Raw genomic sequence first — 14,787 nt, 5'->3', positions numbered from 1 at the left:
GCCGCGGTGTTTCTACGGCTGGTGCGCGGCGCTGGTGAGGAAGTCGAGGACGAGGGGGCCGGCGTGGGCGCGGGCTTCTTCGAAGTAGGCGTGCCTGGCTCCGGAGATGAGGTGGAGGCGGGCACCGGGGATGCGGTCGGCGAGCAGGGGTGCGTTTGCGGTGGGGTTGAGCAGGTCGTCCGTTCCGTGGACGACCAGGGTGGGTGCGCTGATGGCGGGCAGAAGGTCCCAGGCGTTGTGCCGGTTGCTGGCCGTGAGGTGGTGGCGTCGGGAGTGGGCGGGCATGGCGGGGTCGCCGAGGGTGTGGTGCGGACCGGGGTGGTCGGCGAGCCATTCGGGGGTGTACATCAGCTCCAGCAGGGCCTGCCGCGCGGCTCCGGGCCGGGGCTGGGCCAGGGCTCGACGGACTTCGTCGCCGCGTTCGATGCCGTGCGGGCCGCCGGGTGAAGTGCAGCCGAGGACCAGGGCGCCGACCCGGTGCGGGTGGCGGGCGGCGAGTTGCTGGGCCACGCGGCCGCCCATGGACGTGCCGTAGACGTCGGCCCGGTCGATGCCGAGTTCGTCGAGGACGGTGATGACGTCCTGGGCGAACAGTTCGGTGCTGTGGGGGGTGTCGGGCTTGTCGCTGTCGCCGGTGCCCCGGTAGTCGAGGGTGAGGGTGCTGCGGGCGGGGTGGAAGTCGGCGCGGACCGCGTCCCACCAGTGGTGGTTGTTGGCCTGGCCCGCCAGCAGGACCAGCGGCGCTCCCTCGCCTTGCAGCTGGTAGGCGATGCGGGTTCCGTCCGGTGCCGTCGCGTACGTCATCGGCTGGTCCCCTCACTCGTGTGCCGGCGGGCCCAGTATCTCCCGCTCGGGCCCCGCGGCCGGGGCCGGCCTCGTACGTCCACCGGGGTGCGTGGCGATCGGACAAGGGGCCGGCCGGCATGAGGAGCCGGCCTCGGCCACCGTTGACGCCCGGGACGAACGCGTCGTACGGCCGTGGCCCGGCCGGTGCGGGGCCCGCCGCCGGCGGACCGCACGGGGGTTCGCCGCGTCCTCTTTCCGTGTGGTCCCCTGCCTCCCGGCGCGCAATCACCGAGGCCGACGGGCATGTCCCGGGTGACCAGCGTCGCCCCGCGACCGTGGGGCTCCGACCACGGTCCCGTCGGGAGAGGTCATGCAATCCAGCCGAACACCGCACGACACCGGCGCGGAGGCCACCTCCCGCGGCGCCGTGCAGGTACCGAACGCCCGTGCAGCGGCGGGGCCGGACGGTGTGCTCGGCGGAGGCACGTCGGACGAGCCTCCCCGCCCCGTACGGATCATGCCACTGGGCGACTCCATCACCGTAGGCGTGGGCAGTACCGGTATGGCCGGCTACCGCGACGCACTCTTCGACCACCTCCACCGCCTCGGCCAGGACGTGGACTTCGCCGGGCCGTATGTCGACGCCCTCGAACCGCAAGGAGATCCCGACTACGCCGCGATCTCCGGCATCACCATCCAGGCGCTCGCCGAGCTGCTCCCGCAGTGGGTCCCGGCCGCCCGCCCGGACTGGGTGCTCGTCCACATCGGCACGAACAACATGTACGGCCCCGAATACACCGCCGCCCCCGGTCAGCTGCGCGCCTTCGTCGAGACCCTGCGGCGCCTGGCCCCGTCCGCCGGCATCCTGCTCGCCTCGGTCATCCCCTCCCGGGTGCCGCCGTGGCAGGCGCACATCGACGAGTACAACCGCCATGTGCGCCGGATCGCCCAGGAAACCGGGGGCGGGAACCGGGTCTTCTTCGTCGACATGGCCCCTGCGCTCCACGCCTCACCGCAGGGAGGCGACGACCTGTCCGACCTCGTCCACCCCAACGACCAGGGCTACGCCAAGATGGCGGCCGTCTGGCGCGACGCCCTCCACGCCCACCTGCCCGCTCCCGCGGGAGGCCCGATCCTCGACCACAACCCGCACCTCCAGACCCCCTGGCTCTCCGACGCGGTGCAGCAGGCCCGCGGTAACGCCCCCGCCTGCTTCCCGGGCTGGTCGAACCAGGGCGTGAACGCCTGCCACGGGCGTCTCGTCGGCCTCGACAACGGCTCCCACGCGGTCGGCCTCTTCACGGCTCCCGGATTTCTCGGCATTTCCACCCGGCTCGCCACCACCCCCGGCCGTCCGGTCCGGGTCACCTTCCGCGCCCGCGCCAACACGCTCGGCGCGAGCGTGGCCTGCGGCGAGCCCGCCACCCTCGGCAGGACCTTCGGCATCCAGGCCGAGGGGCACCCCCTGGCCACCGTGACCGTCACCGACGACTGGCGTACGTGGACGTACGACTTCACGCCCACCGGCCCGGACACCGACCTCCGCTTCACCCCGGGTGCCCAGCCCGGCTGCGGCCCTGTGTTCACGGACGTCGTGGCACGCGAGAACAGCTCGTGACGGTGGGGGACCCGCTCCCACGCCCGGCGGAGCCGTCCGTCCCACAGGGGCGGCCGGCGCCCGGATCCGAGGGAGCGGGTGAGCGGCGGGCAGTGCCGCTCGTCGGCCGGCGACGTCGGCTCAAGAGGTGGTCCGGCCGTCCCGGGGGCCGAACGTGCGGACTGCCTCGGCGTCGGTGGTGACCGCCCGGACGTAGTGCTCGGCCCACGCGCGGCAGCCGTGGTAGCCCGACTGTCCGGAGACCCGGTCGACGGCGCCGTCGACGTCGAAGCGGGTGTGCCGCAGCTGCACCTGTCCGTCGTGCAGCAGGGCCCAGGAGCTGCCGGCCCTGCCGTACGGCATGCCGATGCTGCCGGAGTTGACGACGAGGCGCTCGTCGACGAGGCGCATGAACGGCATGTGGGTGTGCCCGCACACCACCGTCCGTACGTCGTCGGGCAGTTCGGCGAAGACCTCCGCCCAGCGGTCCAGGCGGGTGTCCACGAGGACGACCTCGTCGTCGTCGCGCGGTGTCCCGTGGCAGAACACCACCGTGCCGAAGCCGTCGACCTCCATGGTCACCGGGTGGGGTAGCTGCGCGAGGAATTCCACGTCCTCGTCCCGCAGTTGTCCGGCGGCCCACAGGTCGATCTCCCACGCCTGGTCGGCCGGGAACTCGCCCCGCGCCATCTCGACCAGTTCCCGGTCGGCGTTGCCGCGGACCAGGACCGCCCTGTCACCGAGGGCGCGCAGCCGGTCCAGTACCTCGACCGGCTGCGGACCGGCCGCGTGGTCGCCGGTGACGACGATCAGGTCGGCCGCCATGACATCGGGTTCGTCCAGTACCGCCTCCAGGGCCGGCAGCACACCATGGATATCGGACAGGACGGCGACACGTGCGACCATCGGGCGGCCTTTCGGAGACATCGGGCGTTCGGGGCTGCCGTCGGCCCTTCGCCCGGGCCGACGAGTACAGGAATCCTAGGGGGGTGCCTAGGCCACCTCCAGCCGGAAACGGGACAGCACCTCAGCCATGCGTTCCCGCACGACACCCGAGTTCTCTCCCTCGATGTGCACGTGGCCGCTGGCGGCGTTGGAGGCGCGCGGTGGGTCGAGCCGGTCGCCCACCGCGGCGGTGAGCTCGCCGCAGACCACACCGGGCAGGGCCAGGAGTTCCGCCAGGGACGAGATGTCCGTGACGACGCCGGGACGGGTCGGCAGCAGCAGCTCGCCGACCGAACGGTCGCGGGTGTACGTCAGTTCCGGTCTGCGGCCCACGTACACGTCCGCCACCGCGGCCAGCATGTCGAATCCGCGGGAGAGCCCGTGGCTGGTGGGCAGTTCCGCACCGCCCGGACGCGCCGCTATCTCCCCCATGACGAACGATCCGTCGTCCCTGATGAAGAACTCGCCGTGCAGATAGCCGGTGCGGAGATCGAGTGCGTCGGTGATCCGCTGCGCCACCGCGCGCCCGTCGACGGGTTCCGGCTCCGACGGAGCCAGCGTGATGTCGCCGTTGACGGCCCCCTCCAGCGTGTCCAGTATGGGAGCCGGGTTGACCGCGATGTAGGCGTCCTGCACCTTGCCTTCGTGTACCAGCGCGCACAGCTGGTGCTCGGTGCCCCGAACGTATTCCTCGGCGATCCACCGCCGGTCCGGGCGGCTCCTCAGCGTCAGGTCGATCGCGGCCAGCCGGTCGGCGTCGACCTTCCAGGTGTCCACCGCCGAACCGGAGACGGCGGGCTTGACGATGACGGGCCAGCCGTGCCGGTCGGCGAACTCCTTCACCTCGGTGGCCGAGGTGACCGGGCGGAAGCGTGCCGCCGGCAGGTCCGCGGCGGCGAACAGCTCCTTCATCGCCACCTTGTCGGTGACCAGCCGCACTTGCCGGGGAGACAGGTGCGGCAGCCCGGCGGCGGCCGCGAACCGGTGGGCGAGGGGCTGCGCCGCCTCGTCGGGGTTGCAGAAGAACGCCGGACGCGGCAGGCCCAGGTCGAAGAGCCAGCGCCGGTAGCGCGCGGCCTCCTCCTCCGCCGGGACGCCGGCGCGCAGGCGGAACGCCGGTCTGCCGTCCGGCACTTCGACCGTGGAGGTCTCCGGGCACAGCAGAACCGTGTCGATGTCCGGTCTGTCCAGCACGTGCCGGGTGAAGCGCCGGCGTCGGCTGATCACCAGCAGCAGCGCGGGGCGTTCCGGACGGGGGCGGGGTGCGCTCATGCCGCGTCCTCCCTCACGTGGGAGTGCTCCGCCAGCAGCCGCGCCAGCGAGCGCACCACCTCCGGCCGCCCCGAGATGTCGATCCGGGTGCGCCTCGGTGACCGTCCGTGCACCACGGTCCGGCCGCTGGCGCGAACCAGGCCGTGGCCCGCTGCCGTGTCCCACCACGGGAGCGCCACCGAGACGTGCGCGTCCAGGGCGCCGGTGGCCACCCGCAGCAGGTCGCACGCCGCCGAACCGGTGCGCGCCACCTCGTAGCGCTGTCCCACCAGATCGAGGATCGCGCGGGCCTCGACGAGCTCGGCGGCACCGTAGGGGAGCGCGACGGCCACCCGTGCGCCCTCGGCCACGGCGGGCGGGTCCTGGGTGAAGTCGCCGTCGAGCGCCCCGTCGCGCAGGGCCATCCACTGTCCGTCGGCGGGCCGGACGATCGCGGCGGCCAGGCACCCGGCCCCGGAGACCGCGGCGACGCTGACCGCGTAGTGCGGCGAGGCACGGACGAAGTTCGCCGTTCCGTCGAGCGGATCGACGATCCAGGTCACCCCGGTGTGGCCGGGCCGGTAACCGGACTCCTCCGCGAGGACCGCGTCACCGGGCCGCGCCGTTCGCAGCAGGTCCGTGATGACCGCCTCGGCCCTGAGGTCCGCCTCCGTCAGCAGGTCCTCCGGACCGCTCTTGCGGCTCACCCGGTATGCCCGGCGGGCCGTGGCGCGGATCTCCGTCGCCGCGCGCTGCGCCATCATGATCGCGAACCGTTCGATCTCCGCCATGGTCACTCACCCCCGCTTCCCGCTCCCGCTGCCCAGCCTGTCCTGGAGCATGGCGATCACCTGGTCGAGACGGGACGTCACCTCCGCCTCGGACCGCCCCCGGACGGTGACCGTGGCCGCCGCCTGGTTCCAGCCCGTGGGCCGCGGCATGACCTCACCGACCTGGAAGCGCAGCTGGGTGTCGATGATCCAGTCGGTGGGGGGCGGCGTCAGGTCGGTCTCCAGGCGGCCTGGCGGGGCGTAGACCAGCGCGTAGCCGGTGAGGTGGTCGGCCGGGGGCGAAGGCCGGGTGATCTCCTCCCCCAGGTGTGCCCGGACGGCCGTCTCGTCGAGGTTGACGCCGGTGCGCGAGTGGAAACCGGGGATGATGCCGCCGCCGCCCGGACGGCCGCCGATCTCGCAGAAGACCACCTCGTCGTCGTTGAGGAACACCTCGTGGTGGGTGACGCCGCTGAAGTGCGGGTAGCAGGCCAGCACCTCACGGTTGAACCGGAGGAGCCGGTCGAGCGTCTCCCCCGGACCGACGGCGACGTCCCGGAAGGCACCGAGGTGCCGGTACGACGTCGTCTCCTCGATGCTCCGGCCGGCGGTCGCGGCGAGTGGCACGCCGTTGCTGACGACGCTGTCGATGTGGAAGAGGGTGCCGTCGATGCGCTCCTCCACTTCGTAGGTGTCGGGGGTGATGCCGGAGCGGTCCGCGCCGGCGAGGAACCGGCTCAGGTCGTCGGGGCCGTCCAGGAAAGCGATCCCGGCGGAGCTCTCGCCGCGGCGTGGTTTCGCCACCACCCGGCCGTGCCGGGCGAGGAGGCGCTGTGCGGCGCTCTCGGAGAAGGGCGCGTAGTCGGGGACGCGGATGCCGTGCTCCTTCAGCCGGTCCTTCATCGTGACCTTGTCGCGGTAGCCCAGGACCTGCTCTTCCGTGGGCCCCGGCACCCCCAGCTTGTCCCGCAGCCTGGCGGCGGCCAGCAGCAGGCCCTCGCTGATGGCCACGACGCGCTCCACGGGGTGCCCGTGGGCGCCGTGGTGGAAGAGCGCCGCGGCCTCCAGCAGTGCGTCGTCGCCGCGGGGAATGCCGACGACCGAGGCCAGTTCGTCACCGCGCGCCTGGTCCAGCTTGCGGATGTCGGTGACGAGGTGGACGCGGTTGCCGTCCGCCGGCAGGAACTTCCGGCCGTCGGTGTCCTGGTAGTAGCGGTACCCGATGTGGTCGATGACGAGTACGTGCCTCGGTCGGCTGCTCATCGCCGGCAGTACTCCGCGTAGCGCGCGGCCAGTTCGTCCGCCGCTTCCTCCGCGTCGGCGAGGGCCAGCTGTTTGCAGGTGTAACCGAGTTCCTCCCGCATGATCTCCACCGACTCGTCGGTGAACTCCACGAGCCCGTCCTCGGCGATGCGGGCGATCCCGTCGTGGCGCTGTCCGTCGCGGTTGATCTCCGTGGCCTCCCGCTCGCCGAGCCGTGGCGGCAGGTCGAGTGCGGTGCCGTCCGGGGTGATCCGGACCGGGAAGCCGCCGGGCAGGCCGTGCCAGCCGGGTACGTGCACCGTGGACTCGGAAGCGGCGGCCAGTGGCTCGAGGACGCCCAGCGCGGACGCCGCGGTCATCAGTTGTCCCTGACGGCCCCCGGTCCTGCGGTATTCGGTGCGCATCGAGTGGAACACGGTGTCCATCGGCAGCCGGTCGGTGACCTCCGTGCCGCCCTGCCAGAAGGTCAGGTCGTAGGCCGCGCCGCCGCTGTCGCCGGTACGGGAGATCCGGTGGCTGACGAAGTGGTGGGCCACGAAACGCGGCTGTACGTCGGCGGGGGCGCACCCCAGGTGCCGGGCCGCGATCATCCTGAGCGCCGGTATGGAGTTCGCCACGTTGCCGATGCCGAGCGCCGGGCTCAGGCCGGCCCCGGCGAGGGCGGGGTGCACCGCGTCCGGGTAGGAGGCGTTCACCACCACCGCGCTGGTGCCCGAGGCGCGTACCGCCTTCATGAGCTTGAGCACCGGGTCCAGGTGCATGGGCAGCCAGGGCCCGAAGTGGGCGGCGCCGACGCGTGCGAAGCGGTCGGCGGGGAGTTCGGAGATGACGTACCAGGACTGCCGGCTGGCCGCCGAGAAGATGATGTCCGGGTCGAACCGTGCGATGGCCTCCGCGGTGCCGGAGGTGTCGGCCAGGTCGTGTACGAGGGGGTCGACCGGGCAGTGCCGGCCCAGCTGCGTCGCGGCGAGCGACACCATGTTCGCGGTGCGTACGACCGCTTCGCCGTCGCGCCCGAGGAGTGCCAGGTGCCGGGGCTGCGAGGTGGCGGTCAGCCCGTGCAGGACACGCACCGACAGATCGCCGCAGCCCACGACGAGGATGCGGACGGGACGGTCGTGGTCCCGCCGGACGCGGTCGTCGAAACCTGTCGTCGGTGTCGCGTTCATGACGCCGCTCCCAGCAGGCCGGGCACGAACCGGGCGGTGTTGGCGGCGAGTTTCTCCGGCGGGCAGAGGCCGGAGAAGCGGGTCAGCCAGCCGGAGGCCTCCACGGTGTCCCAGTGCGGATAGTCGGAGCCGAAGAGCACGGAGTCGGCGCCGAGTTGCCGCACGGCCCAGTCCACGTGCTCCTCGCCGGGGTCCGGTACGACGGCGAAGTGGCGGCTGAAGATCTCGCTCGGGGTGGTCACGGAGCCGGTGAGCCGCCGGGTGTGACTGGTCAGCCGCCCCAGCACACTGGGTATCCAGGCGATGCCGGACTCCAGCATGACGATGCGGAGGCCGTCGGGGAGCCCGTCGGGCCGGGTGACCAGGTCGGCGAGGGCGATCATGTGCTCGCCCATGTGCCCGAAGGCGTGGGTCATGGCGTAGTCGTCGTAGGCGTCGGCCAGCGGGGACCACTGGAAGCAGCCGGTGCCGCCGTGGATGAACAGCGGCAGCCCCAGCCGCGCCGCCGTCAGCAGCAGCGGTGTCACCGCGGGAGAGTTGAGACGGACCGAGGGGGTGCGGCCGGTCGGCCGGACCACCACGGCCACCAGGTTCTGGTCGTGTTCGTCCTCGGCGTACCTGCGCAGGGTCTCCTCGCTCCACCGGGGGTCTTCGACCGAGGCGAGGAAGGCCCACTTCAGGGACAGCGGGGAGCGGGCGCAGGAACGCGCGGCCAGCCGGTTGTAGCCGTCGAACAGCCGGATTCGGGCCGCCTCGTCGTCGACGGCCTGTACCGACAGGCCGACGAAGCCGGGCTGGAGGAGGGCGGCGGCGATGGTGTGCTTGGCCATGAAGGCGGCCCGGTCCTCGTCCTCACCGGGGCCGATGAGGTGGCCGAGGCCCTTGGGGTTGCCGTGCCCGGGGCCGCTCGGCCGGGGAAACAGCCGGTCGCCGAGCCTGAGCCGGGTGGTGCCCGCCTCCGTGACCACTTCGGGGGCCTCCTCGGCGGAGAAGCCGATCTCCGCCCAGAGTTCGGGCAGGTGGTCGGTGAAGTGCGTGTCGCAGTCGTAGAGCTGGGTGTCTGGCATGGCTGACGCCTTCTTTCTCGTTCCGGCGGTTGTCGAAAGGCGTGGGATGCGCATCAGGTCCGGTGGCCGGGGCCCATGTGCTCGCCTGCGGCGAGCCAGCCGAGTCCGTCGTCGACGTCGACGCCCAGGTCGTCCGCGGCCTGACGTACCACGGCCTCGGTCAGCCTGCCTGCCGGCAGCTCGGCCAGGCGCTCGCGTGCCCTGTCGTCGAGGGCGCCGGCCTCGCCGAGCAGGCGTTTGGTGATGGGGTACCAGCGGCCCCGGGAGATCAGCCTGGCGTGGGCGACCGAGGTGGCCGCGGCGAGCACGTGCTCCAGGGCGCCCAGCGGTTCGCCCGCCGTGACATGGTCGATCGCCAGCAGCAGGGCGCAGGAGGCGCGCCCCCGCCACCACGGCACGGCGGCGGCGACGAGCGCCTCGGGGCAGGCCACGGTGCCCACGTCCCCGTGGACGGGTGCGGAGAGCGCGGCCTCGCTCAGCAGGATGTACGAGGGCACGCCGCCCGCCGTCTTGGGGTAGGAGTGCACGGTGAACAGCCCCCGGGCGGCCCGGTCCTCCTCCTGCCGCAGGTGGGCGAGCGGCCGGAGGCAGACGTCGATCCTGGGGGCGACCGGGACGGTGAACTCCGTCTCCTGGAAGGGGTGTCCGGGGTTCGCGGTGTGCGGCTCGGACCGGTTCCCGGTTCCGGCACCGGGCGGCAGCAGTCGACGCAGCTCGTCGCGGTCCGGGAGCGTGTCCGTGTAGGCGAGGATGTCCCAGTCGCTGTCGGGACTGGTGGGTTTGCCCCGTGCGCGCGAGCCGGCGACACGGACCGACCGCACCGTGGGGAGCGCGGCCAGGCCGTCGACGACGTCGCGGACCGCCGGGGGGAGTTCGGGGGCTTTCAGCTCGGCCGTGCTCATGTCTGCGCCTCCTGGACGTGGCCCTGTTCCGTTCGGACGTGCCCTGGTGCGGCCGGGGCCCGGTTTTCTCCGCCCCCGTCGTGGTCCCACGCCTCCACGGGGCCGCTCTCCGCCTCGGCGTAGCCCTGTCCTGCCAGGTAGTCGGCGGCCGTACGGCCGTAGGGGGCGGATCCGAGCCCGCGCAGCAGGTGGGCGGAGCACTCGTCGAAGAGGGCGAACAGCGCCGGGCCGGGCTCCATGCCGTGGCCCAGGAGGCGGACGGCCTGTTCGAACAGGCGTGACTGCCGGGCTCCGGCCGCGCGGACGGCGCCGATGGTGCGGCCGAGGTTCTTCACCTCGTGCAGCACCCGGCCCTCGGCAGCCAGCGCGCTGATGAGGAGGTGTTCGACGGCCAGCCGGAACAGGACGGAGGCGTCGAGCGGCAGCCGGTCGGCGTGGGCCGTCAGGGCCTTGCGGCGGAAGTGGTCGGCGGTGAGGTAGGTGGTGGCGCAGTGGAACGCGGGCAGCCACCGCACCCCTGTACGCAGCCGCCAGCGCTCCACCGTCTCCGGTCCGTGGAGCACCCGGCCGCCGCGGAGCCGGGAGAGGAAGCGGATCTCCAGCGTGTCGAGCACGGGGAGTTCCAGGTCGGGGGTGCCCGGGTCCTGGATCCGGGACATGCCGGAGGCGAGTTCGGCCAGGTCGTGCAGGGGGCGTGCCCGCAGGACGTCCATGTTGACCACGGGGTCGCCGGGGAAGAGGTGGTTGCGGGCCAGGCTCATCGGCCGCAGCACGGATCCGGTGCTCTCGTGGTCCGGTGTCCAGTCGTCCGGCGCATCGAGCACCAGCACGTTCACGTTGGAGCCGCGCATGGCCACGCCTTCGGCGGTGGACCCGGCCAGCAGGACACCGCTCCCCCGGGGCCAGGCAAAGCGCCGGCCGAGCAGCGCAGTGACCTCGTCGGCGGTGGCGCCGGCCGTGCCGTCGCTGGCCCCGGCCGTGCCGTCGGAGGCGGCGGCCGTGGTGAGGTGGGTGTCGTCGCTCAAGGGTTCCTCATCTCCGGTATGCGCCGTGCCTGCCGGACGACCAGCACGGCTGGGACGCAGATCAGCCCGCCCACGGCGGCCACCAGCAGCGTCGTGTCGGTGGAGGTGACCCCCGCGAACGCGCCGGTCAGCGAGTACGAGATCGGCACCAGCACCTGGGACAGCGCCCAGTCGATCCCGAACACGCGTGCCACGTAGGCGCGTGACACGGCGCTCTGGAGGAGCGCTCCCCAGAGGACCGCGGAGATGGCGAGCGCCGCGTTGATCACGAAGCTCCCGATCAGCGCGGGCGCCAGCGAGGCGTCGAAGGCGAAGCCCACGAGCCCGCCGGCCATGCCGCCCCAGGCGAGGTAGAGCCAGAGCAGTGTCCGCCGGTCCAGTGACCTTCCGCCGACGAGGAGCGCGCCGCTGATCTGGCCGACGCCGCCGACGGCCAGCACCAGCCCGTAGGTCTGCGCGCCGTCTGCGGCGGCGCCGTGGAGGATGAAGGGCACGAGGACGTTCCACGGCCCCATCACACAGATCACGGTCACCGCTCCGGCCGCGAACGCGTAGAGCAGCCACTTGTGCCGCCACACGTACCGGAAGCCGTCGAGGCTCTCCGCCAGCAGGCTCCGTGGCTCCTGCTGTTCCAGCGGCTCGCGTTCGGCCCCCACCTTGAGCAGGAAGCCGAACGACACGACGAAGGTCAGCGCGTCCGCCAGGAACACCCAGTCGGCGCCGGACCCGGCGACCAGCGCACCGCCGAGGGCCGGCCCGATCAGCCGCCACATCAGCGGGCGGATGACCTGGTCGACGGAGTTGGCGCCGACCAGGTGCTCCGCCGGTACCAGCGCCTGCACCATGGTGTTGAACGCCGGTATGAACGCGGCCTCCGCGGCGGAGAAGACGGCCAGCCCCACGTAGAGGTGCCAGGTGGTGAGCGCGTCCGCCAGGCTCAGCGACCCGATCGAGGCCAGCACGGCCGCGCGCAGCAGATCCCCCGCGAGCATCACCCTTCGTGCGCCGTACTTGTTCACCCAGGAGCCGGCGAGGAGGGCGGCGGGCAGGGCGGTCACCGCCATCACCACGCCGATCGCGGCCAGCGCCGTGGTGGTGTCGTCCAGCGACAGCACGAGCCACGGCAGGGCGACGAACATCATGCCGTCGCCGAGGAGCGAGACGGCGAACCCGGCCCACAGGTACCGGAAGTCCTTCGCCCTGAACGCCTGGAGCTGCGCCGGCCGCGTGATCCGCGCCGCCAGCGCCGACCGGCGCTCCCGCGTCACTCGGGCCCCCCTGCCTCCCTGGGCAGCTCGAACAGGCAGTGCCAGTGGAACGATCCGGGGGCCGAGTGCTCCTGGTCGTGTGCCTGGAGCAGCGCCGCCGGCTCGTTGAGGGCGATCAGCTCCGCGGCGTCGCAGTAGAAGTGCGGATGCACCTTGTCGTCCGTCGCCTCCGGCTGCACGAAGGCGCCCTGACCCACCTCGATCCCCTTGCCGTGGTTGTGGTTGCGGTGCGAGAGCATGGTCAGCTGGTACAGGCCCCCGGGCCGCAGCACCCGGTGGATCTCGCGTACGTGGCTGCGCACCGCGTCCCGGTCGCCGTGGTAGATGGCGTTGTAGGCCAGTACGTAGTCGAAGTGGTCGTCCGGGTACGGCAGCTGGTGCATCGGTCCGGTCCGGAGGTCGATGTCCACGCCCGCCTCTTCGGCCGCCGCCCGGCTCTGCTCGATCGCGGTGTCACTGGCGTCGACCGCCCAGCACGTGAAGCCGGACCGGGCGAAGAAGACGGCGTGTCGCCCGACCCCGCAGGCCAGGTCCAGCACGTCCCGTACCTTCCGCTCGCGCAGCAGGCCGAGGGTGTCCGCGACCCAGGGGTCGACCCTGGACCAGTCGGCGCGGCCGTCGCTGGTCTTCCACACCTCGTCCCAGTGCTGGTGCGCTGTCGTGCTGCCGCTCGTGTTCGCTGTGGTCATGCCTGCTCCAGGGAACCGGCCGGTTCACGGCCGAGGTCGGTGACGGCGGGGGCCCCGAGGAGGGCCATGGTGTGGTCCAGTTCGGTCAGCAGGGAGGCGAGTGCCTTGGCGGCGCCTTCCCGGCCGCCCGAGGCGAGGCCCCACAGCACCGGCCTGCCGACGAGGACGGCGCTCGCGCCGAGGCTCAGCACGGACGCGATGTGCGCCCCACTGCGCACCCCGGAGTCGAACAGGACGGGCACCCGGTCGCCCACCGCCGACACCACGGCGGGCAGCGCGTCCACCGACGCCACGTGCCGGTCGGACTGCCGGCCGCCGTGCGTGGACACCTGGATCGCGTCGGCGCCCGCGTCCACGGCGCGTTCGGCGTCCGCCGGGTGCAGGATCCCCTTGACGATCAGCGGCAGCCGGGTGCGCGACCGCAGGCTCGCCAGGTCGGCCCAGGACACGGCGGGGTCGGGGAAGAGTTCCGACACCAGGTCCGCCGCGGTGAGCGAGGGCGTGCGCTTCCTGCGGTGTTCGAGGAGGTCGAGGAAGGACGGGTCCCGCACGATGGCGGGCGGTGCCGCGTCGAACCTGCTGAACCGGTTGCGCGCGTCCCGGCTGCGGCGGCCGACGACCGGCACGTCCACGGTGCAGACCACCGCGCCCGCCCCGGCCTCCTCGGCCCTGCGCAGCATCGACCAGCTGACCTCGCGTTCCCGCAGCAGGTAGATCTGCTGCCACAGGCCGGGGGCTGCGGGTGCGACCTCCTCGACGGGCCGCGAACTGAACATCGACAGCGTGAAGCCGAGGCCGAGCGAGTCGGCGGCCCCCGCGGTGGCCACCTCGGCGTCCGGGTGGCACAGCGCCTGGAGCCCCATGGGGGTCACCAGCACCGGCGCGGCCAGCCGCCTGCCGAACAGCTCGGTGACGGTGCTCCGTTCCGAGACGTCGCGCAGGACCCGCGGGGTCAGGGTGAGGGCGTCCAGCCGCTCCACGTTGCGCCGCATCCCCGACTCGTCCCCCGCACCGCCCGCGCAGTAGTCGAAGGCCGCCTCGGCCATCAGCAGCCGGGCTCGTTCCCGGTCGGCCGGCGCGTCCGCCACGGATGTGCCGGCAGGTGCGGCGCCCTCCGTGGCGATGACGGCGCCGCCGGGCCGCCGCTCGTCCACCGGATCGGCCCCGGGCCCCCGCCCGTCCGGTGCCTGCCCGCCGGAAGCCCGCCCGTCCGATGCCCGCGCGCCGGACCCGGGCCCGCGGCCGGCCACACGGGCCCGCTCGGTCAGCTCGAACAGCCGTTCCACGTCGGCCAGTTCCGACGCGACCGAGGTCAGCCGCCGGGAGCTCATCACCTCCCGCAGCACACGGGAGGTCCCCGCCACCAGGTTCCGCATGATGACGTTGGCGAAGAGGACCGTCACCGGGCCGTACTCCGCGAACGCCTCGGCATCGGTGTGGGGCAGCACGGTGGGCGCCAGCACCATGGGGCGCAGCGGAGCGATCTTCTCCACCACCGGGAGCAGCTGGTCGGCGCTGGCCCGGTTCGCCTGTGCGAACAGGGCGTCCGCGCCGGCGGCCGCGTATCGCCGCAGCCGCTCGACCGCCGCGTCCGTGCCATGGCCGGCCACCAGGGCTTCGGTCCTGGCGATGACCTTCAGTGAACGGCGGGCGGCCACCATCGCCGATATCCGGTCGGCGAAGACTTTCGGGTCAAGCAGCTCCCGGCCGCCGAAGCGGTCGTCGAGCGAGTTCCGCTTGGGGAAGAGGTTGTCCTCCACGCAGATCGCGTCGGCGCCGGCGTCCTCGTACAGCTTGGTCGCCAGAACGGCCAGTTCGTCGCTGCCCCGGCCGGTGTCGGCGTCGACGTAGATCGGCAGTGAGGTCACCGCCCGCACCGAGGAGATGATCCCGGCGATCTCGTGTGGCTCCAGGACCTCCTGGTCCGGCACTCCGCGGCTGGTGGACATCTCCAGGCTGCCGAGCCAGAGGACGTCGGCGCCTGCCTCCTCCGCCAGCAGCGCCGTGACGGGGCTGTGCACGCCTATGCCCATGCGCAGGTCGTTCATGAGGTCA

13 protein-coding genes are annotated in these 14,787 nt (G+C 72.8%); 1 reads left to right on the top strand and 12 read right to left on the bottom strand.

What is annotated here, in order from left to right:
• Window positions 1-12: 12 nt before the first annotated feature.
• Window positions 13-804: an alpha/beta fold hydrolase gene (locus tag ABZ576_RS11875; protein WP_360739075.1), complete on the bottom strand. Its 792-nt coding sequence runs from the start codon at window positions 802-804 to the stop codon at window positions 13-15.
• Window positions 805-1,156: 352 nt separating this feature from the next.
• Between ABZ576_RS11875 and ABZ576_RS11870 the strand changes: the two genes are divergently transcribed.
• On the top strand, window positions 1,157-2,404 hold the full coding sequence (locus ABZ576_RS11870) for an SGNH/GDSL hydrolase family protein (RefSeq protein WP_360739074.1): 1,248 nt from the start codon (window positions 1,157-1,159) through the stop codon (window positions 2,402-2,404).
• A 120-nt stretch (window positions 2,405-2,524) separates the two neighbouring features.
• Here ABZ576_RS11870 and ABZ576_RS11865 read toward each other — a convergent pair whose 3' ends face one another.
• The 11 genes from ABZ576_RS11865 to ABZ576_RS11815 form a co-directional block, all read right to left on the bottom strand.
• Entirely contained in the window at window positions 2,525-3,289 is a 765-nt protein-coding gene (locus ABZ576_RS11865; protein WP_360739072.1) for a metallophosphoesterase family protein, read from the bottom strand.
• Window positions 3,290-3,376: 87 nt separating this feature from the next.
• Window positions 3,377-4,600, bottom strand: coding sequence for an ATP-dependent carboxylate-amine ligase (locus tag ABZ576_RS11860; RefSeq protein ID WP_360739071.1), 1,224 nt, complete (start codon window positions 4,598-4,600; stop codon window positions 3,377-3,379).
• The gene (locus ABZ576_RS11855) at window positions 4,597-5,370 is read right to left on the bottom strand and encodes an inositol monophosphatase family protein (RefSeq protein WP_360739070.1); all 774 of its coding nucleotides are present in this window, start codon (window positions 5,368-5,370) and stop codon (window positions 4,597-4,599) included. Before ABZ576_RS11855 ends, ABZ576_RS11860 begins: the two co-directional genes overlap by 4 nt.
• A 6-nt stretch (window positions 5,371-5,376) precedes the next feature.
• Window positions 5,377-6,612, bottom strand: coding sequence for an ATP-grasp domain-containing protein (locus tag ABZ576_RS11850; RefSeq protein WP_360739069.1), 1,236 nt, complete (start codon window positions 6,610-6,612; stop codon window positions 5,377-5,379).
• The gene (locus ABZ576_RS11845) at window positions 6,609-7,781 is read right to left on the bottom strand and encodes a hypothetical protein (protein WP_360739067.1); all 1,173 of its coding nucleotides are present in this window, start codon (window positions 7,779-7,781) and stop codon (window positions 6,609-6,611) included. The genes ABZ576_RS11850 and ABZ576_RS11845 overlap by 4 nt, the downstream gene beginning before the upstream one ends.
• Complete coding sequence (locus ABZ576_RS11840; protein ID WP_360739066.1) at window positions 7,778-8,848, bottom strand: amidohydrolase family protein; 1,071 nt, start codon at window positions 8,846-8,848, stop codon at window positions 7,778-7,780. The genes ABZ576_RS11845 and ABZ576_RS11840 overlap by 4 nt, the downstream gene beginning before the upstream one ends.
• 53 nt (window positions 8,849-8,901) lie before the next feature.
• Window positions 8,902-9,750, bottom strand: a complete 849-nt coding sequence (locus ABZ576_RS11835; protein ID WP_360739064.1) for a nucleotidyltransferase domain-containing protein — start codon at window positions 9,748-9,750, stop codon at window positions 8,902-8,904.
• Window positions 9,747-10,775: a hypothetical protein gene (locus tag ABZ576_RS11830; protein WP_360739063.1), complete on the bottom strand. Its 1,029-nt coding sequence runs from the start codon at window positions 10,773-10,775 to the stop codon at window positions 9,747-9,749. Before ABZ576_RS11830 ends, ABZ576_RS11835 begins: the two co-directional genes overlap by 4 nt.
• Complete coding sequence (locus tag ABZ576_RS11825; protein WP_360739062.1) at window positions 10,772-12,043, bottom strand: MFS transporter; 1,272 nt, start codon at window positions 12,041-12,043, stop codon at window positions 10,772-10,774. The genes ABZ576_RS11830 and ABZ576_RS11825 overlap by 4 nt, the downstream gene beginning before the upstream one ends.
• Window positions 12,040-12,732 (bottom strand): class I SAM-dependent methyltransferase, encoded by a 693-nt coding sequence (locus tag ABZ576_RS11820; RefSeq protein WP_360739061.1) that lies wholly within the window; start codon window positions 12,730-12,732, stop codon window positions 12,040-12,042. The genes ABZ576_RS11825 and ABZ576_RS11820 overlap by 4 nt, the downstream gene beginning before the upstream one ends.
• Window positions 12,729-14,780, bottom strand: a complete 2,052-nt coding sequence (locus ABZ576_RS11815; RefSeq protein ID WP_360739060.1) for an alpha-hydroxy-acid oxidizing protein — start codon at window positions 14,778-14,780, stop codon at window positions 12,729-12,731. Before ABZ576_RS11815 ends, ABZ576_RS11820 begins: the two co-directional genes overlap by 4 nt.
• Window positions 14,781-14,787: the final 7 nt, after the last annotated feature.

The sequence above is a fragment of the Streptomyces sp. NPDC013455 genome (assembly GCF_040632975.1).
Lineage (GTDB): Bacteria > Actinomycetota > Actinomycetes > Streptomycetales > Streptomycetaceae > Streptomyces.
Note: the sequence above shows the minus strand (reverse complement) of the source record. Positions and strands in the feature narration are given on the sequence as shown.